General features: G+C 70.2%; 13 protein-coding genes and 2 pseudogenes. 2 read left to right on the top strand and 13 right to left on the bottom strand.

Going from position 1 to position 18,561, the window contains the following annotated elements; translation table 11 throughout:
• Positions 1 to 61: 61 nt before the first annotated feature.
• Genes K3769_RS38465 through K3769_RS38440 form a run of 6 tightly spaced genes read right to left on the bottom strand, consistent with a single transcriptional unit; the run spans position 62 to position 6,138 of the window.
• On the bottom strand, positions 62 to 937 hold the full coding sequence (locus tag K3769_RS38465; RefSeq protein ID WP_267030840.1) for a phosphogluconate dehydrogenase C-terminal domain-containing protein: 876 nt from the start codon (positions 935 to 937) through the stop codon (positions 62 to 64).
• Positions 937 to 1,746, bottom strand: a complete 810-nt coding sequence (locus tag K3769_RS38460; protein ID WP_267030839.1) for a sugar phosphate isomerase/epimerase family protein — start codon at positions 1,744 to 1,746, stop codon at positions 937 to 939. The genes K3769_RS38465 and K3769_RS38460 overlap by 1 nt, the downstream gene beginning before the upstream one ends.
• Complete coding sequence (locus tag K3769_RS38455; RefSeq protein ID WP_267030838.1) at positions 1,746 to 2,525, bottom strand: triose-phosphate isomerase family protein; 780 nt, start codon at positions 2,523 to 2,525, stop codon at positions 1,746 to 1,748. Before K3769_RS38455 ends, K3769_RS38460 begins: the two co-directional genes overlap by 1 nt.
• Positions 2,525 to 3,016: a ribose-5-phosphate isomerase gene (locus K3769_RS38450; RefSeq protein WP_267030837.1), complete on the bottom strand. Its 492-nt coding sequence runs from the start codon at positions 3,014 to 3,016 to the stop codon at positions 2,525 to 2,527. Before K3769_RS38450 ends, K3769_RS38455 begins: the two co-directional genes overlap by 1 nt.
• Before the next feature lie 12 nt (positions 3,017 to 3,028).
• Positions 3,029 to 4,774, bottom strand: a complete 1,746-nt coding sequence (locus K3769_RS38445) for a dihydroxyacetone kinase family protein (protein ID WP_267030836.1) — start codon at positions 4,772 to 4,774, stop codon at positions 3,029 to 3,031.
• The gene (locus K3769_RS38440) at positions 4,771 to 6,138 is read right to left on the bottom strand and encodes an MFS transporter (RefSeq protein WP_267030835.1); all 1,368 of its coding nucleotides are present in this window, start codon (positions 6,136 to 6,138) and stop codon (positions 4,771 to 4,773) included. Before K3769_RS38440 ends, K3769_RS38445 begins: the two co-directional genes overlap by 4 nt.
• A gap of 247 nt (positions 6,139 to 6,385) precedes the next feature.
• Between K3769_RS38440 and K3769_RS38435 the strand changes: the two genes are divergently transcribed.
• On the top strand, positions 6,386 to 7,150 hold the full coding sequence (locus tag K3769_RS38435; RefSeq protein WP_267030834.1) for a FadR/GntR family transcriptional regulator: 765 nt from the start codon (positions 6,386 to 6,388) through the stop codon (positions 7,148 to 7,150).
• A 254-nt stretch (positions 7,151 to 7,404) separates the two neighbouring features.
• On the opposite strand, the pseudogene K3769_RS38430 reads toward K3769_RS38435, so the two are convergent.
• Positions 7,405 to 7,536, bottom strand: a pseudogene (locus K3769_RS38430) (response regulator); the annotation flags it as partial.
• Positions 7,537 to 7,543: 7 nt separating this feature from the next.
• On the opposite strand from K3769_RS38430, the pseudogene K3769_RS38425 reads away from it, so the two are divergent.
• Positions 7,544 to 7,723 (top strand): annotated as a pseudogene (locus K3769_RS38425) (heme-binding protein); the annotation flags it as partial.
• Positions 7,724 to 7,744: 21 nt separating this feature from the next.
• Here K3769_RS38425 and K3769_RS38420 read toward each other — a convergent pair.
• From K3769_RS38420 to K3769_RS38395, 6 genes are all read right to left on the bottom strand, one after another.
• The gene (locus tag K3769_RS38420; RefSeq protein WP_267030833.1) at positions 7,745 to 9,361 is read right to left on the bottom strand and encodes a glycoside hydrolase family 13 protein; all 1,617 of its coding nucleotides are present in this window, start codon (positions 9,359 to 9,361) and stop codon (positions 7,745 to 7,747) included.
• A gap of 134 nt (positions 9,362 to 9,495) precedes the next feature.
• Positions 9,496 to 10,371, bottom strand: coding sequence for a carbohydrate ABC transporter permease (locus K3769_RS38415; protein WP_267030832.1), 876 nt, complete (start codon positions 10,369 to 10,371; stop codon positions 9,496 to 9,498).
• Between the two features lie 14 nt (positions 10,372 to 10,385).
• Positions 10,386 to 11,348 carry a carbohydrate ABC transporter permease gene (locus tag K3769_RS38410; RefSeq protein ID WP_267030831.1) on the bottom strand — a complete coding sequence of 321 codons (963 nt, stop codon included), beginning with the start codon at positions 11,346 to 11,348 and terminating at the stop codon, positions 10,386 to 10,388.
• Between the two features lie 74 nt (positions 11,349 to 11,422).
• A complete protein-coding gene (locus K3769_RS38405) occupies positions 11,423 to 12,841 on the bottom strand; it encodes an ABC transporter substrate-binding protein (protein ID WP_267030830.1) in 1,419 nt (472 codons plus the stop codon).
• A gap of 234 nt (positions 12,842 to 13,075) precedes the next feature.
• Complete coding sequence (locus K3769_RS38400) at positions 13,076 to 14,086, bottom strand: LacI family DNA-binding transcriptional regulator (RefSeq protein WP_267030829.1); 1,011 nt, start codon at positions 14,084 to 14,086, stop codon at positions 13,076 to 13,078.
• Positions 14,087 to 14,207: 121 nt separating this feature from the next.
• Positions 14,208 to 18,494: a discoidin domain-containing protein gene (locus K3769_RS38395; protein WP_267030828.1), complete on the bottom strand. Its 4,287-nt coding sequence runs from the start codon at positions 18,492 to 18,494 to the stop codon at positions 14,208 to 14,210.
• Between the last annotated feature and the right edge of the window lie 67 nt (positions 18,495 to 18,561).

Raw genomic sequence — 18,561 nt, 5'->3', positions numbered from 1 at the left:
GTCTGTCAGGTGACAGGCGGGCACCGGACCGGGTGGAGTCGCGGGAGCGTCGGCGCCGTGGTCAGCGCCTGATCTCCTTGATCTTCAGCATGCGCGTGATGACCTTGTCGAGCTCGTCGTCCTCGAAGACCTTCTTCCAGTCGTCGCGCACGATGGACTCACGGCCGTAGTCCATGGCGATCAGACAGGCGTCCGAGAACGGGTTGGAGCCCTTGAGGGTGTTGGCCAGGGCGACCTGGGTGTGGCCCAGGAGCATCGCGCGGGCCGCCTTCTCCGGGACGCCGACGGTGTGGACCGTTTCGTGCAGCGCCTCGGTGAGGAGGGCGCCGACCATGCAGGCGATCGTCTCGACGAGGGTCGGCTCCAGGACGGCGAGCTGCTTGACGGTGACCCAGTGGACGTCGACCACGGGCGCGTACATCACGCGGATAACCGAGTCGGCCAGCTCCTGCTTGGCCTCGTCGCCGCCCTCGTACGCGGCGACGACCTCCTGCGGGGCGGCGATGCCGCCGAAGGTGTCCTGCCACTCCTCCTTCGTGGTGCGCTCCAGGAACACCGACGGGTGGCAGGGGTGGGCACACGCGTAGTGGATGTCCTCGCGTTCGAACAGCAGGCCGGCGTACGCGGCGGCCGGGTCGAGGGTCAGCACGACCGTGCCCGGCCTCATCAGCGGGACGAGTTCCTCGGAGACCTGGCCGAGGACGACGTCCGGGACGGCGAGGATGACCACGTCGGCCTCGGCGACGGCGTCGGCGGACTCGGTCAAATCACGGCCGAGGTCGCGGATCAGCTCCTGGCCCTTGGGCGAGGCCTCGCTGAAGAGCACCCGGAAGTCGCTTTCGACGAGGTTGTCGGAGACTCGCTGGCCCATCTTGCCGGCGGCCCCGATGACGGCGACGGTCCTGACGTCGACCTGGGTCTGGATCTCGGTGGCCATTACTCGCTCCTCAGAAGGGTGGTGATGCTGTGCTGTGTCCACTGGTCTTCGAGCCGGGCGGTGGCGTCGAAGCCCTCGTCCTGCCACGGGAGCCAGTGCTCCACGATCTGGTTGACGCCGTCCGCCTCCGGCCGGGCGGCCCGTACGGCGGCAATCATCGCGTCGTAGTCCAGGAGTCCTTCTCCCAGGGGGCAGCCGGCGTAGGTGAAGCCGACCCAGCCGTCCCTGCGGGTGAAGGCGAAGTCCTTGACGTGGATGTTCACCACGTGCGGCGCGGTGGCGGCCACGACGTCCGCCGGGCGTTCCAGGCGCGCGACGCTGTTGCCCGGGTCGAGGACGACTCCGAGCCGCTCGCTGTCGACCCCGCGTACGACAGCCAGCAGGTCGTCCGTCGCCACCTGCTCGTAGGTCTCCAGGCCGAGGGTCACCCCGGCGTCCTCGTAGAGAGGTACCGCCTCCTTGAGGAGGGTGACCGCCTCGGTGGTGTCCGGCCGGTGGTCCGCCGTGTTGAGCATGGAGCGGACCAGGGTGACGCCCAACTGCCGTGCCATGTCCAGGTACTTGAACAGGCGGGCGGGGCGGACGCCGCGGGTGCCGAGTTCCAGGCGCAGCCCCAGGTCGTCCGCCGTGGCGCGTACGTCGGCCAGTTGGGCGGAGTCGTACGACTCGATCGGCGCGTAGTCGCAGATCTGGAAGACCTGGCCGCCCAGTGCGGCGGTGTCGCGCAGCATCTCGGCGAGCGTCATCGGCCGGGGTGCCCGGTCGGAGAAGCGCCAGAAGTACGCGTACGTGCTGATTCCGTAGGCCATCACGCCACCGCCGCGTCGGCCGGGGCGCGGATCTCGTCGAGGATCGCGCGGACGTTGTCCGGGTCGTGGGCGAAGCGGCCGAGGAAGAGGCCGTCCGCCGCTCCCGCCAGGCGGGTGAGCAGGCCGGGGCCCGCGCTGCCGCCGTAGATGACCTGTGAACCGGCGTGCCGGGTGCGGGTGTTGAGCCAGTCCCGCAGTGCGGTGCAGACGGTCGCGATGTGTTCGGCCGAGGCCGGTTCCGGTGCGCCGATGGCCCACTGGGGCTCGTACGCGAGGACGACCGTGCCGTCCAGGCCGTGCAGGAGGCGGGCGGCCTCGGCGACCGTGCGTTCGGCCGCCTCCTGGGGTGTCCCCCGGTCGCGTTCGCCGACGCACAGCACGGGGGTGAGGCCGTTGCGCAGGGCGGCGGCCGTCTTGGCGGCGACCACCGTGTCACCCTCGCCGTACAGGCGGCGGCGTTCGGCGTGACCGACCTCGGCGTAGCGGCAGCCGATCTCCTTGAGGAGGGGGCCGCCGACCTCGCCGGTGTACGGGCCGGTGTCCTCGGTGGCGATGTCCTGGGCGCCGAGCGCGATGCCGTAGGGCGCGAGGATTCCGGTGGCCGGGATCAGGGTCGGGAAGGCGGGCAGGACGAAGAGGCGGGCCTCGCCGGAGGTCACGGCGGGGTGCTCGGCGGCCAACTTGGCTGTCTTCCGGGCCCAGTTGAGGGTCTGGTGGTGGCCGAAGTACATCTTCAGGCTCACTCCCAGCAGCAGGGGCCGGTGTACCGGGGCGGACATCAGGCCGCCGCCCCGGTGTCGGAGGCCTCGGCGGCGTCCTCGTAGTCGCACATGAGCTGGACCTTCGCCGCGGACGCGGACGTCTCGTCGAAGCGGTAGGTGAGCCACTCGGCGGCGAGTCGGCGGGCGAGTTCGAGGCCGACGACGCGCTGGCCGAAGGTCAGGATCTGCGCGTTGTTGGACAGGACGGCCCGCTCGACGGAGAAGGAGTCGTGGGCGGTGACGGCGCGGATGCCCTTGACCTTGTTGGCCGCGATGGCCACGCCCAGGCCGGTGCCGCACACCAGGAGGGCGCGGTCGGCCTCGCCGCGGGCGACCATCTCGGCGGCGGCGATGGCGACCTTGGGGTAGGCGGTGTGGCCGTCGGCGTCGACGCCGACATCGGTGACCTCGGCGACCAGCGAACTGCCCAGCAGATCCTGCTTGAGGACTTCCTTGTACTGGTGGCCTGCGTCGTCGGATCCGACGACGATACGGAGCTTGTCGGTCATGGCGGCTGATCCTCAGTGCTGGTCGAGCGGGTGGTCGGGCAGGACGCCGTGTACGGCGCGGGTGATGAGGGCGAGCGAGTGCGCGCCCGCGTCGGGGGTGCCGAGGGACTTCTCGGCGTGCGGCCGGGCGCGGCCCTTGCGGGGCAGCAGGTCCGCGGTGTCGGCTGCCGCCTTCTCGGCGGTGACGGCGGCGCGCTGCCAGGCCTCGCTGAGCGGCAGGCCTGCGCCCGCGGCTTCGGCGAGGGTGTCGGCGAACGGCACGAGGACGTCGACCATGGTCTTGTCGCCGACCTCGGCGCCGCCCAGGCGGCGTACGGCGTCGGAGGCGTCCGAGACTCCCCGGGCGACCGCCTCGGCGGTCGGGGTGTCCTGGTCGCCGAGGCGCGTACCGAGGGAGCGCAGGATGGTGCCCCACAGTGCGCCGGAGGTGCCGCCCGCCTTGTCGGCCCAGGCGTCTCCGGCGTGGACGAGGACGGTTCCGGCGCCGGCGCCCAGGTCGTGGGCACGAACCGCCGCTTCCAGAGCGGCCGTTGTGCCGCGCCGCATACCGATGCCGTGGTCGCCGTCGCCAGCCACCGCGTCGATGCGGCCGAGTTCGTCGGCGTGGGTGTCGACTATGCCCGCCACGGCGTTCAGGGCCGCCAGGACGTGGGCGGCCGAGCCGCGGGACGCCTCGGTGGCGTCCGGGACACGGGTGTCGTCGACGTCCTCGACGTACGCCGCCGCCTCGGCCGCCGGGTCCTGTGCGACCGGGGCGCCCTTGCGGTAGGCGGGGGTGTCGGCCGGGGCGCGCCACAGCTCCTCGAGGCGGTCGTCGAGCCAGGTCAGGGTGAGGGAGACGCCGGCCATGTCGAAGCTGGTGACGAGTTCGCCGACCTCCGGGTCGACGATGTCCACACCCGCGGCGCCGAGGAGGGCGGCGACCTTGCGGTAGACGACGAACAGTTCCTCGTACTTGACCGAGCCCAGGCCGTTGAGTATCACGGCGGCGCGCTGTCCGGCGGGCGCGTCGACGCCGTCGGGGAGTTCCTTGAGGAGGGCGGTGACCATGAGCCGTGCAGCCTCGTCGGCGGTCGGCAGGGACTCCTCGCCGATGCCGGGCTCCCCGTGGATGCCGAGGCCGACGGCCATCCGGGCCTCGGGGACGGTGAACAGGGGGTGGTCGGCGCCGGGCAGGGTGCAGCCGGAGAAGGCGATGCCGAAGGAGCGGGTGCGGGCGTTGGCGTGTGCGGCCACCCGCAGCACCTCGGCCAGCGGCAGGCCTTCCTCGGCCGCGGCGGCTGCCGCCTTGAAGACGGGCAGGTCGCCCGCGATGCCGCGGCGCTGGGCGGACTCCTCCGGCGCGGCGGAGGAGATGTCGTCGGTGACGGCGAAGGTACGGGCCTCGATGCCGTCGCCCGCCAGGCGTTCGGCGGCCTGGCCGAAGTGGAGGACGTCGCCCGCGTAGTTGCCGTACATGAGCAGGACGCCCGCGCCGCCGTCGGCGGACCGTGCCACGGAGCGGATCTGCTGTGCCGAGGGCGAGGCGAAGACGTTGCCGACGGCGGCGCCGTGCGCGAGGCCCCGGCCGACCAGTCCGGAGAAGGCCGGGTAGTGGCCCGATCCGCCGCCGACGACGACGGCGACCTGCCCGGCGGGGGTCCCGGCGGCGCGTACGACGCCTCCGGTGACGGGTCGCACCCAGCCGCGATGGGCGGCGGCGAAGCCTTCGAGGGCCTCGTCGGCGAAGGCCGCGGGGTCGTTGAAGAGCCGGGTCATCGGAGGGCCTCCAGGGGCTTGTTCTCTGCTGCGGGGGCCGGTTCCGCGGTGCCGCCGCGGGCGGCGAGCCAGATCATCAGGACGGCGGACAGGAGCATGAAGAAGCCGACCAGGTAGAGCGGCACGTAGTAGTCACCGGTCCAGTCCTTGAGCCAGCCGGTGATGTAGCTGGAGGCGAATCCGGCGACGTTGCCCGCGGTGTTGATCAGGGCGATGCCGGCGGCTGCCGCGGCTCCGGTCAGGAAGCGGGAAGGTACGGACCAGAAGACGGGCAGGGCCGCGAAGATGGCACACGCGGTCACGGTGATCACCGCGACCGTGGCGGCCGGGGAGCCCATGTAGAGGGCGAGCGGGATGGAGACACCGCCGACCACGGCGGGTCCGGCCACGTGCCAGACGCGGGTGCCGTGCTGGGTGGCGTGGCGCGTCCAGAAGAACAGGACGACCGCGGCGGGCAGGTACGGGATCGCGGTGATCCAGGCCTTGTCCATCACGCTGAACGTGGTGTCGTACTGCTCCTGAAAGCCGTCGATGATCGTCGGCAGGAAGAAGGCGAGGGCGTACAGGCCGTAGACGAAACCGAAGTAGACCATCGCAAGGACCCAGACACGGCCGTTGGTGAAGGCCTTCTTCAGGTCGCCCTTGGCGTGCTTGTCGTCGTGGCCCGTCTTGCGCGCGTTCTCCGCGGCGAGTTCGTCGGTCAGCCAGTCGCGTTCGGCCGGGGTGAGCCACTTCGCGTCGGCGGGCTTGTCGATGAGGTAGAACCAGGCGACGACGCCCAGGAGGATGGCGGGCACCGACACGAAGAGGAACATCACGCGCCAGCCCTCAAGGCCGAACAGGCCGTGGTGGCCGATGAGCCAGCCCGCCAGCGGGGCGCCGAGGACGGTGGTCAGCGGCTGGGCCAGGTAGAAGAGCCCGAGGATCTTGGTGCGGTGCCGTGAGGGCACCCACTGGCTGAGGAAGAGGATCGCTCCGGGGAAGAAGCCCGCTTCCGCCACACCGAGCAGGAACCGCAGGGTGTAGAGCTGGCCCGTGCTGTCCACCCAGGTGAACAGGAGGGAGACGATGCCCCAGGTGACCATGATCCGGGCCAGCCAGCGGCGGGCACCGAAGCGGTGCAGGGCCATGTTGCTGGGGACCTCGAGGACGATGTAACCGAGGAAGAAGATCCCGGACGCGAAGCCGAACTGGGCGGCGGTGAGCGCCAGGTCCTGGCCCATGCCGTTCGGCTCGGCGAATGAGACGGCTGTGCGGTCCAGGTAGTTCACGAAGAACATCAGTGCCACGAACGGCACGAGGCGGACTGAGACCTTCTTGATGGCAGTTCTCTCGACTGCCGCGGATGGCGCGTCGGCGACCATGGCGACTCCTCGGCTCGCCCGGACAGCTCCGTCCGGGGTGGGTCGGGCCGGACGGCTCGCCGCAGGGGCGGTCGACCGGAACGGTTTCACGCTATGCCGACTCCTCAAATTGGTCACCAATTTACCAATGTGAGGACGGTCTCACATTCGACCCTCTCGCAACTCTTGACAAATCCGTCGTTCGGCACGGCCCGGAGGGCGGAACAACCGGCTGGTCAGCCCGCTGGGCGGCCCATCTGGTTGACTGGTGACCGTGACCAGTCAGCCCGACGACCAGACCTCCGGGGCCGCCCCCGACCTCGCCCAACTCCTGCGCCCCGTGGTGCGCGAGTCCTCCGTCAGCGAGGTCGCCAAGCGGCTCCTCGACCACCTGTCGGCGGGCGACATCAAGCCCGGCACGCGCCTTCCCGCCGAGCGTCAGCTCGCCGAGGCGCTGGGGGTCGCCCGCTCCAGCGTCCGCGGGGCGCTGTCCGCGCTGGACGTGCTCGGCATCATCGAGATCCGGCCGGGCTCGGGCTCGTACGTGCGCGAGGGCACGTCGGAGTTCCTGCCCCGGGCGATCAACTGGGGGTTGATGCTGGGGCAGCGGCGTACGCAGGATCTGGTGGAGGTGCGCACGTATCTGGAGGCGGTCTCGGCGCGGCTGGCCGCGGAGCGGGCCACGGACGAGGATCTGGAGCGGCTGGAGGAGCACCTTCAGCACATGCGGGCGGCCGGGGATGACGCCAAGGCCTTCATCGACGCCGACATCGACTTCCACCTGGAGCTGGCCCGCATCGCGCGCAACAGCGTGCTGAGCGACATCCTGCACAGCATCCGGGCGCTGCTGCAGGTGTGGATGGAACGGGTCAGCGACATCGAGGGCACGGTGAGCGGGACGTTGTGCGAGCACGACGCGGTGCTGGTGGCGTTGCGGGCGCGGGATCCCGAGGGGGCGGACCGGGCGATGGCGGACCACATGGCAATGGCCAGCCACCGCCTCCGGGAGTCCGTGAACGGCCACACCCCGTAGCCGACGCGTCCTGCTCTTCAGGGGCGCGGGGAACTGCGCGAACGCTCACCACAGCCCCGGATGCGGAATCCGGCCGACCACCACTCCCGTCCTTCAGGGGCGCGGGGAACTGCGCGAACGCTCACCACAGCCCCGGGCACGGAATCCGGCCGACCAGCACCTCTGTCCCTCTCGAAGTGCGCGCCCGTTCACGGGTGCACTCGGCGTTCTTCGGCGACCGCCACCGCCCCCGCCCCCGCCCGCGTATCGACACCGATCGCTGCGAACAGTTCCTCCGGCCGCTCGGCCTTCAGCAGATACCCCGTCGCCCCGGCCTCGATCGCCCGTGTGATGTCCGCGTCGGTGTCGTACGTGGTCAGGACCAGGACGTGCAGCGGAGCATCCGCCCCGCCGGTCAGCCGTCAGGAGCAGTCCCCGAACCTGAAGGACATCCCGGGCACGCTGTTCCTCGCGGGCGGCGCCCCGGTCACCGCGAAGGGCGCGCCGGTCGCGGGCGTCGGCGTGGCGGGCGCACCCTCGGGCGACCTCGACGAGAAGTACGCCCGGGCGGGTGCGGCGGCCCTGAACAAGTAGGTCACTGGCTGCCGTGTGCTCTCAACTCCGCAGCCACGCCGCCGTGTCGGAGGGGAGTCGGCCGTCGGCGTCCAAGGGGCCGCTGGAGAGAAGCAGCTCCGTGTGGTCCGGCAGGACGGCCGGGTCGTCGGCGAGGTTCACCACGCAGATCAGGTCCGGGGAGCGGCCGAAGGTGAGGACGCCGTCGGGGCAGGGCAGCCAGCGCAGGGGGCCGTCACCGAGGGCCGGGTCGGCGCGGCGCAGTGCCAGCGCGGCGCGGTAGAGGCTGAGCATGGAACCGGGATCGTCGGCCTCGCGGTCGGCGGCGTACGCGGACCAGCCCTCGGGCTGAGGCAGCCAGGGTTCGACCGCCGAGCCGAAACCGGCGTACGGGGCGTCGGCCGTCCAGGGCAGCGGGACCCGGCAGCCGTCGCGGCCCGGGTCGGTGCCGCCGGAACGGAAGTGCATCGGGTCCTGGATGCGGTCCCGGGGGATGTCCGCCTCGGGCAGGCCCAGTTCCTCGCCCTGGTAGAGGTAGACGGAGCCGGGGAGGGCGAGGGTGAGCAGGGCGGCGGCGCGTGCCCTGCGGGTGCCGAGCCGCAGGTCGGTCGGCGTGCCGTAGGTCTTGGCCGCGAAGTCGAAGCCGGTGTCCTGGCGCCCGTAGCGGGTGACCGTGCGGGTGACGTCGTGGTTGCACAGCACCCAGGTGGCCGGGGCGCCGACGGGGGCGTGCTCGGCGAGGGTGTCGTCGATGGCCGCGCGCAGCCTGGCCGCGTCCCAGGGGCAGGACAGGAAGCTGAAGTTGAACGCGGTGTGCAGTTCGTCGGGGCGGAGGTAGCGGGCGAAGCGTTCGGAGTCCGGCAGCCACACCTCACCGACGAAGACACCCCCGTACTCGTCGGCGATGCGCCGCCAGGAGCGGTAGATCTCGTGCAGGTCGTCCCGGTCGATGTACGGGTGGGGGTCGCGGCCCTCCACGAACTCGGGCAGGTCGGGGTCCTTGGCGGGCAGTGCGGCGGAGTCGATGCGCACACCCGCCACTCCGCGCTCGAACCAGAACCGCAGTACCTCCTCGTGCTCCTCCCGCACGGTGGGGTGCGCCCAGTTGAGGTCGGGCTGCTGCGGGGTGAACAGGTGCAGGTACCACTCCCCGTCCTCGACCCGGGTCCAGGTCTGGCCGGAGAACTGCGACGGCCAGTCGTTGGGCGGGAGTTCGCCGTGTTCACCGCGGCCCGGGCGGAAGTGGAAGAGCTTGCGCTCGGGACTCCCGGGTCCGGCGGCGAGTGCGGCCCGGAACCAGGCGTGCTGGTCTGAGACATGGTTGGGCACGATGTCCACGATGGTGCGGATGCCCAGCGCGCGGGCCTCGGCGATCAGCCGCTCGGCCTCGGCCAGGTCGCCGAAGGCGGGGTCGATGACCCGGTAGTCGGCGACGTCGTAGCCGCCGTCGGCGAGCGGGGACAGGTACCAGGGGGTGAACCAGATCGCGTCGACGCCCAGTTCGGCGAGGTAGGGCAATCTCGACCGGACGCCCGCGAGGTCCCCGGTGCCGTCACCGTCGCCGTCGGCGAAGCTGCGCGGATACACCTGGTAGATGGCGGCACCGCGCCACCAGTCGTCGGTGTGTCCGGGGGTCGTTGCGGGCTGAGGGGCTGCCACGTGTCGGTCCTTTCGGGGCAGGGGTGGTTCTCCGCCGCCGTCCCGGACAGCGAGGCGTCGGGAACGGGGCGGCGGCGGAGGATCGGTGGGGGCGCCTGCGTGAGGTTCGTTCGCAGCGGGAGGGTGGTGCTCGGTCAGCCCTTGAGGCCGCCGGCCGTCAGCCCGCTCATGATGTTGCGCTGGAAGATGAGGAAGAGGATGAGCGTGGGCAGGGACGCGATGGTCAGGGAGGCGATCAGGACGTTCTCGGGGACGCTGGTCGCCAGGGAGTAGATGCCCACGGCCAGGGTCTGTTTCGAAGGGTCGGGCAGGACCAGCATCGGCCAGAGGAAGTCCTTCCAGACTCCGACGACGGCGAAGATGGACACCACACCGAGGATGGGCCGGGAGACCGGCAGGACGATGGACCACAGGACACGCAGGGGTCCCGCGCCGTCCATCGAGGCCGCGTCGAGGAGTTCCTTGGGGATCGAGTCGAAGAAGCGCTTGAGCAGGAAGATGTTGAAGGCGTTGGTGACCGACGGGAGCCAGATCGCCCAGGGCGAGTTGAGCAGGTTGCGCTGCACGAGGGGCACGTCGAGCGCGGTGAGGTACTGCGGTACGACGAGGACGGTCGCCGGGATCATCAGGGTGGCGAGCATCAGACCGAGGATCATCTTGCCGAGGACGGGCCGCAGTCTGGACAGGGAGTAGGCGGCGGCGACGTCGAGCACCAGCTGGAAGGCGAGCGCGCCGAACGCGTAGTAGAGGGTGTTGAGGAGGAGTTTGGCCAGGTCCATCACCTCCCAGGCCCGCTTGTAGTTCTCCGGGTGGACGGATCCCGGCACCCAGGTGGGCGGGGTCTGGACCGCTTCCTGGGTGGTCTTGAGCCCGCTGGACACCATCCAGTACAGCGGGCCGAGGAAGGCCAGGGTGAACAGCACGACGACGAGCGCGAAGCACACCCAGTACAGGGCCTTGCCGCGCGGGCGGGCCAGCTGGGCGGGCGAGATGAGCGTGCGAGTGGACATGTGCGTGTCTCCCCCTAGTCCTGGTCGGCGCGGTTGAGTTTGGTGTAGACGGCCGAGAAGCCGGCCAGCAGGACGAGCAGGACCAGGCCGAGCGCCGCCGCGGCGCCGTAGTTGTTGAAGTTGAAGGCGTACTGGTAGATCAGGTACACGACGGTGGTGGTGGAGCCTTCGGGCCCGGCGCCGCCGGTGAGCAGGAACGGCTCGATGAAGACCTGCATGGTGGCGATGATCTGCATGAGGAGCATCAGCAGCAGGATGAGCCGGGTCTGCGGGACGGTGACGTGCCAGACCTTTCGGAACAGTCCCGCGCCGTCGAGCTCGGCGGCCTCGTACAGCTCGCCGGGTACGCCCTGGAGCGCGGCCAGGTAGATGAGCGTCGCGCCGCCCATGTTCATCCAGGTCGAGGCGACGACCACGGAGAGCATCGCGGTGTCCGGGTCCTGGAGCCACTGCTGGGCGGGGACGCCGAAGACGCCGAGTATCTCGTTGAACATGCCGTACCCGGGGTCGTACAGGTACTTGAAGAGCAGGACCGACGCGGTCGGCGGGAGCATCACCGGCAGGTAGACGAGCAGCCTCAAGTAGCCCTGGCCGTGCCGGAACTCGTTGATGATCAGGGCGGTGACGAACGGGACGACGAAGCCGAGGAGCAGGGCCAGCACGGTGAACCACAGGGTGTTGCGCCAGGCCTGGCCGAAGGCCGGGTCGTTCCAGACGGTGACGAAGTTGTCCCAGCCCACCCAGCTGACGTCGCCGTCCTCGGTCTTCTGGAAGGCGAGGAGGAACTCCCGGACGATCGGATACCAGGAGAAGAAGGCGAAGCACAGCACCGCTCCGATGAGGAAGCCGTGGGCGGTGAGGTTGCGGCGCAGGGTCTTGCCGAACCCGCCGTCCGGGAGGTGCGGCGCACCGGCGCGGGGCTTGCGGGGCCGGCGGTCCTTGACCGCCGGGTCCTTGGTGAGGGTGGGGGCCGACATGCTCGCTCCTTGACGTGCTGCGGCGGCGCGCGGGCGGGCCGGGCGGTGGTCCCACCCGCCCGGCCTCCGCGCGGTCACTGGGTTGCGAGGACCTGGTTGACCTGGGACTCGGCGGTGGACAGGAGCTTGTCGATGTCGGCGTCCTTGTTGGTGAGGATGCCCGACATAACGTTGTCGAGGACCTTGTAGATCTCCTGGGCCTTGGGCGGTTCGGCCTTGCCCGGGACGGGGTTGTCGGTGAACGCCTTGAAGTTCTCCACCGGCATGGTGGCGAACTCCTTGCGGGCCGCGTCGTCCTTGGTCTTGGAGCCGTTCAGCCACAGGTTGGGCTGCGGGAGCCCCACGGGCAGGTCGTCCGCCTTGGAGCGCTTCCAGTCGTACTGGCCCTTGCCGACCGTGGTGAACTTGAAGTTCAGCCAGGCGACGGCGGCCTTGACCTTGTCGGCCGAGATGCCCTGCTTGATCATGTAGTTGTTGCCGCCGGCGAGGGTGTTCTCACCGCCCGGTATGGGTCCCATGCCGAAGTTCGCGTACTTGGCGCCGAGTTGCTGGACCATGTAGGTGACGTCGTCGGGCGCGGCGAGGAACATGCCCAGCTTGTCGGTGGCGATCTGCTTCTGGAGGTCGCCCCACTTCAGCAGCTGGGTCTTGCCCATGGAGTCGTCGTCCCAGCGCATGGCGTGCAGGTTCTCCGCGACCTGCTTGCCGGTCCCGTCGTTGAAAGCGGCCTTCTTGCCGCTCGCGTCGACGACGTCGCCGCCGAGGCTGTACATCTGCGCGGTGAAGTGCCAGCCGCCGGTGTTGGCCGCGCTGTACTCGCCGAAGCCGGCGACACCGCCGCCGAGATCCGCGATCTTCTTGGCCGCGCTGCGGACCTCGTCCCAGGTCTTCGGCGGGGCGTCCGGGTCGAGGCCGGCTTCCTTGAAGAGCTTGCGGTTGATGAGCAGGCCCATGCGGTAGTTGCTGGTGGGCAGGCCGTAGAGCTTGCCGTCCTTCTTCAGCGAGCCGAGGACGTCGGGGTCGATGTCCTTCAGCAGCGGGACGCTCTTGTCGTTGACGTAGGCGGTGATGTCCTGGGCGCCGTCGTTGTCGAGGACCTGGGGCAGGTCGGTGAAGTAGGTGTAGAACACGTCGGGCTGGGACTTCGCCTTGAGCATCGCGGTGAAGCGCGGCGGCTCCAGACACTGCCCCGGCGTGGAACGGCCCTCGATGGTGACGTTCGGGTACTTTTTGTTGAACTCCTTGACGTCCTCGTTCCACTGCCTGAGCTCGGCCGCCTTCGCCGCGGGGGGCATGCAGTCGATGGAGATGGACACCTTCGTCTTCGGGTCCAGCGGTGCGGCGGGGTCGGCCTTGGCGCCGTTGCCGGAGCCGTTGTCGCCGTCGTCGCCGCTGCTGCTCGTACCGCAGGCGGCGAGTGCCGTCAGCGTGAGCGCGGACGCGAGGGTGACCGCGCCGACGCGACGGGTGCGGCGGAACCGAGCTCTTCTCATGGGTGGTCCCCTTCGGGCATGAACGTGGAAGGCGCCCTCATCGCCGGTGCGATGTGGGGCGCCGCACACTCAACCACCGCGAACAGATGACCGCAATATCCCGCGCAGCTTTTGTAAATGATTGACAGCACGACGCATACGAGTGATCCCGGAGAGGTGCGTGCGCGCAAGCAGAAGCGCGGCGGGCCGGAGGGCCTCGCCGCGCTTCCGTGCCGGGGGACGGTACGGGGACCGCTACCGGGGAGCCTGCGTCGTCGAGCCGCGGACCACCAGTTCCGGCTCGAACAGCAGCTCGCCGGGCTGGACCTCGGCGCCCTGGATCTGGGCGCACAACAGGTCCACGGCGGCCCGCCCCATGGCCTCGACGGGCTGGCGGACGGTGGTCAGCGGGGGTTCGGTGCAGTTCATGAAGGCCGAGTCGTCGTAGCCGACGACCGAGACCTGCTCGGGCACCGCGAGGCCCCGCCTGCGGGCGGCCCGGATGGCGCCGAGCGCGAGCGGGTCACTGGCGCAGACGACACCCGTGACGCCGCGGTCGAGCAGGCGGGTGGTGGCCGCCTGGCCGCCCTCCAGGGAGAACATCGAGCGCTCCACGTACGCGTCGGGCAGGGAGCCGCCGGCCGCCTCCGCGGCGGTCCTGGCAGCGGCGAGCTTGCGCCGGGAGGGGATGTGGTCGCTCGGGCCGAGGACCACGCCGATGCGCTCGTGCCCCAGCAGCGTGAGGTGGCGCCACGCCTGCTCGACCGCCACGGCGTCGTCGCAGGAGACACACGGGAAGTCGAGGCCCTCGATCGGGGCGTTGATGAGCACCACCGGGATACGCCGTTCGGCGAGCTGCCGGTAGTGGTCGTGCGGCGCGTCCGCCTGGGCGAACAGGCCGCCACCCGCGAACACCACGCCGGACACGTGCTGCTGGAGCAGCAGTTCCACGTAGTCCGCCTCGGAGACGCCGCCCTTGGTCTGGGTGCACAGCACCGGGGTGAGCCCCTGCTGGGCCAGCGCGCCGCCGATGACCTCGGCGAACAGGGGGAAGATCGGGTTCTGCAGTTCGGGCAGGACCAGGCCGACCAGACGCGCCCGCTCGCCGCGCAGTTGGGTGGGACGCTCGTAGCCGAGGACGTCCAGCGCGGTGAGCACGGACTGCCGGGTGCTGTCCGACACTCCGGGCTTGCCGTTGAGGACCCGGCTGACCGTGGCCTCGCTGACTCCAACCTTCTTGGCTACCTGAGCAAGTCGTCGCGTCATGAGCGCAAGGCTAGCGCAAGCCGCGCAAACGGCTTGCGCCAACCTCGGAGCCTCCTTCCGGCCCGTCTCAGGAGTTGATTCTCAGGGGTTGGTTCTCAGGCTTGGTTCTCAGGCTTGTTCCTCAGGGGTTGATGTTGATCTTGAAGGTGGAGGTGGTGTTGCGGACGTCCACGGCGTTGCCGCCGAACCTCAGGCCGTTGAAGGTGACCTCGCCGACCGCCGGACCCTGACCCGGCTCCGGCAGCTCGTTGGCCCACAGCCCGAACCCGGACTTCGCGTCGTAGGCGTCCCCGCACTTCCGGGCCCCCGTCACCGAGATGTCGGTGAGGATCGTGTCCTTGATCGGGTTGATGGGCCGCCCGCCGGCGTCGTACTGGGTCTGGAACATGATCCCGCTGTAGGTCGGGTCCACGATGTCCACGTCGTTGACGCGGATGCCCTGGAAGACCTTGGAGGCGGAGAACAGCCAGATGCCGGGGAAGGTCTGGCTGCCCCAGAAGTGGCCGCCGGAGCGGACCACCGAGACGTTCTCCACGGTCGTCGGTCCGGTGCCGAACCCGTTCATCGGATAGCCGAAGTCCAGCGAGCTGATCGTGATGCCCGAGTAGACCAGGGTGTCGGCGATGTGGATGTTGCGGAAGGTGTTGTCGTAGCCGCCGTAGACGGCGATGCCCGCGGCCCGCCAGGTGAGGATCGAGGTCAGGTTCTCGTAGAGGTTGTCCTTCATGTCGGCGCCGCCCGCGTCGATCGCGGAGAACAGCGCGAAGCTGTCGTCGCCGGAGGCCCGGGACTCGTTGTTGACCACGTGGTTGTCCGTCGACCCGTTGGTCATGTTGATCGCGTCGGCGAACGTGTTGCGGATCCGTGCGTTGCTGATCGTCACCCGGTCGGTGTTGGCTCCCCAGTAGAGGCACACCATGTGCTCGGTCCAGGTGTTGTCGATGACCATGTCCGACACGTTCGCGAAGTCGAACACCTTGCCCGGCCCGTCGATGCGGGAGGTGTAGTTGCCGAAGTAGGCGAAGTTCTTGAACGAGGACCCCTTCGCGGAGTTCTCGGCCCGGAAACCGATGTCGGTGTTGTCCTGGCCCGAGGGGGCGTGGAACTGGGTGTACCACGGCCCGGCGCCGACCACCTGCACGGCCTTGCCGTACACCTGGAACTTGCTCGACGTCTCGTAGTCGCCCGCCGGCAGGTAGACACCGGTGAGCTTGCCGGTGGTGTCCATGCGCACCCGGTCGAGGGCGTTCTGCACGTCCTGGTGACCGAAGCCGGCCGGGACGGCGTACGCGGCCGGGTCCGGGTTGGCGATCGGTGCGACCTGCTCCAGGCTGACGAAGTCGATCGCGTACTTGGAGGTGTTGGCCGCGTCCTTCTGCAGCCTGATCTTCGCCCCCTCCGGAACGGTCTCGCCCAGCATCAGATGCGCCTCGTCGTAGATGTGCCTCGGGGCTCCCGCGGACGGGGAGTTGCCGGGACCCGCCTCGGCCCCGTACAACCAGGCGTACTTGGAGGTGAGCGGCAGCGCCTTGCGGAAGGTGCCGTTGACGTAGACGTTCAGCGTGGCGTCGGTCCCGCCGCCGCCCGCGCTGTCCGGGATGGAGAAGCGGGTGACCAGGGTGTTGGTGGCGGCCTTGGTGGTGAACTCCACGTATTCACCGGTGCTGTTCAGGGTGACCGCCTTGCGGCCCGACGCCTCGCCCGCGAGGTCTCCGACGGTCCGGTTGGGCCCGACGGTCGCCGCGCCGCCACCGGTGGTGCCGTCCTCCGCCTCGTACATGTCGTAGGGCATGTTGGCGCCGCGTCCGACGAACAGGGACTGACTCGCGGTGTTGTTCTCCCGCTTGACCGGGAGTTCGTTGGCGTCGGCGGCGACCGTGGTGCGTACCGTGTACGAGCCGTTGGCCGCGGTCCAGGTGCCCAGCGTGACCGCGCCGGTGGTGGCTCCGGCGGCGATCGTACCGTCGTAGGAGCCGGTCAGGGTCTTCACGGTGGCGCCCTTGGAGTCGACGAGCGTGACCGTGATGCCGTGCGTGCCGCCCGCCGAGGCGGTGGTGCCCTGGTTGCGTACGGCGGCCTTGAAGGTGACGGTGTCGCCGTCCGCGGGGCCCGACGGTGTGGTGGTCAGCACCGGCACGAGGTCGGAGCTGGAGACCGGGCGGACGACCAGTGACGTGGGGCTGGTGTAGGTGTTGTTGGTCTCGTTCTGCTCGAAGACCGCACCGGCTTCGTCGGCGACGGCGCTGAGCTGGTAGGTGCCCGCGTCCCGTGCCCCGATGGAGGCGCTGACGGTGCGCGTCGCACCAGCCGCGAGGGCGGCGACGGAGGCGGTGGCGACCTTGGTGCCGCCCAGCCGCAGTGCGAGGGAGCTGGCGGGTGCGGCGCTCTCGCCGCTGTTGCGGACGGTGGCGGTGAGGGTGATCTCGTCGGACTCGACCGGTGAGGCGGGCGCGGCGGTCAGCGCGGTCACCTCAAGGTCCGGGTTGGGCGCGGCGTTGCCGATCACCTGGAACTCGGCGAGCTGCCCGGCCGGGGCACCCGTGTTGGAGGTGAAGCGCAGTTGCACGTCGGCCACGCGCGCGGTGACCGGCACGGTCACGCTGTTGCCGCTGGACGGGTTGAAGGCGTAGTCCTTCGCGGCCACCAGGCTCGTGTGACCCGAGGCGTCCTGCTCCCGGCCGAGGACCTGGATGTTCTGGGTGCGGGCGCCCCAGGAGCTGTCCGGGTTGAGCTTGAGGACGAGTGAGGAGACGTCGGCGTTGGCGCCGAGCTTCACGGTGAGGGTGGCGGGGTGGCCGGAGCCCTCCCAGTAGGTGGAGGTGCTGTTGTCGTTGGCGTTCTCGGCGGCGAAGGTGTGCACGGTGGAGGAGGCCGTGATCGGCTTGCCGACCGCGAGGTTGGAGCCGGACCCCGAACTGCCGTTGCGGGTCACCGTGTTGCTGTCGCCGGAGACGTTCCCGGCCGCGTCCTTGGCCCGCACGAAGTACGACACCGTGGCACTCGCGGAACGGTTGTCGGTGTACGTGGTGACCGTGCCGCCGACCGTGGTGAGCAGGCTGTTGTTGGCGTACACCTCGTAGCCGGTCACGCCGGTGTTGTCGCTGGAGGCGTTCCAGGCGAGGCGGATCTGTCCGGCGGCCGGCTCGGTGAGGGACAGGTTCGCGGGCGCGGTGGGTGCCTGGGTGTCACCGCTGTCGCCGCGGCGGGTGACGGTGTTGCTGTTCCCGGAGACGTTGCCCGCCGCGTCCTTGGCCCGTACGAAGTAGGAGACCGTGGCGCTGCCGGGGCGGTTGTCGGTGTAGGTGGTGACCGTGCCCGCGACGCTGGTCAGCAGCTCGTTGTTCGCGTACACGTCGTAGCCGGTGACGCCGGTGTTGTCGTCGGACGCCTTCCAGGTCAGCCGGATCTGGCCGGTGGCGGGCTCGGTGTAGGCGAGGTCCGTGGGCGCGCTCGGTGCCTGGGTGTCGCCGGTCGCCGGGCCGTAGACCTCCAGCTCGGACAACTGCGCGGCGGGCTGCACGGTGTTGGCGGTGACCAGCACCCGTACGTACCGGGTGGTCGTCGCGTCGAAGGAGATCGTCACCGAGTTGCCGTCGCCCGGCGCGAAGGCGTAGGCCTTGGACGCGGTCAGGTCGGTGAAGTCGGTGCCGTTGGCACTGCCCTGGAGCTTCAGGGTCTGACTGCGGGCGCCCCAGCCGTCGGGCAGGCGAAGCACGACGCGGTCGACGCGCACGGAGGAGGCCAGGTCCACCTGGATCCACTGCGGCAGGGCGTTGTTGCGGCTCTCCCAGTAGCTTGCCTTGTTGCCGTCGGCCGCGTTGGCCGGCACATAGGTCTCGTTGTGGCTCGCGGCGGTGAGGGTACGGCCGCGGGCCAGGTTCGCCGAGGAGTCGCCGGCCTCGCGGACCTCCAGCGCGGAGAGCTGGGCGGCCTGCCAGCCGGTGTTGGCGGTGATCTGGATGCGAATGTGCCGGGCCTGGGCGGCGGGGAAGTTCACCGTCACGGTGTTGGCGCTGCCGGGGCTGAAGGCGTAGGAGGCGGAGGTCTTCAGGGTGGTGAAGCTGGTGCCGTCCGCACTGCCCTGGACGGACAGGGTCTGGCTGCGGCTCTCCCAGCCTGCCGGCAGTCTCAGCACCACCTCGTCCACGCGGGCGCTGGACCCCAGGTCCGTCTGGACCCACTGGGGGAAGGCGCTCCCGGCGCTCTGCCAGTACGTTCCCTGGTTTCCGTCGGTGATGTTGTCCGCGGCGTATTCGGCGTGCGCGCTACTGGCGGTGGCGGGCCGTCCGGCGGCCAGGTCGGGCCCGGCGGCCTCCGCGGCGCCGGTCAGCGACGGCAGGCCCAGCAGGAGCAGGAGGGTGGCGAGAACGGCGGCTGTCCCCCGCCATCTCCGGCGTTGCGGTCTCATGTGTCCCCGATCTCCGTCCCGGCCCGGGGTGGGCGGCACCGGGGCGGCTGTGTGGGTGGGTGTCGTG

This window comes from Streptomyces ortus (assembly GCF_026341275.1).
Lineage (GTDB): Bacteria > Actinomycetota > Actinomycetes > Streptomycetales > Streptomycetaceae > Streptomyces > Streptomyces ortus.
The sequence above is the reverse complement of the archived record's forward strand: the minus strand, read 5'-3'. Positions and strand labels throughout refer to the sequence as shown.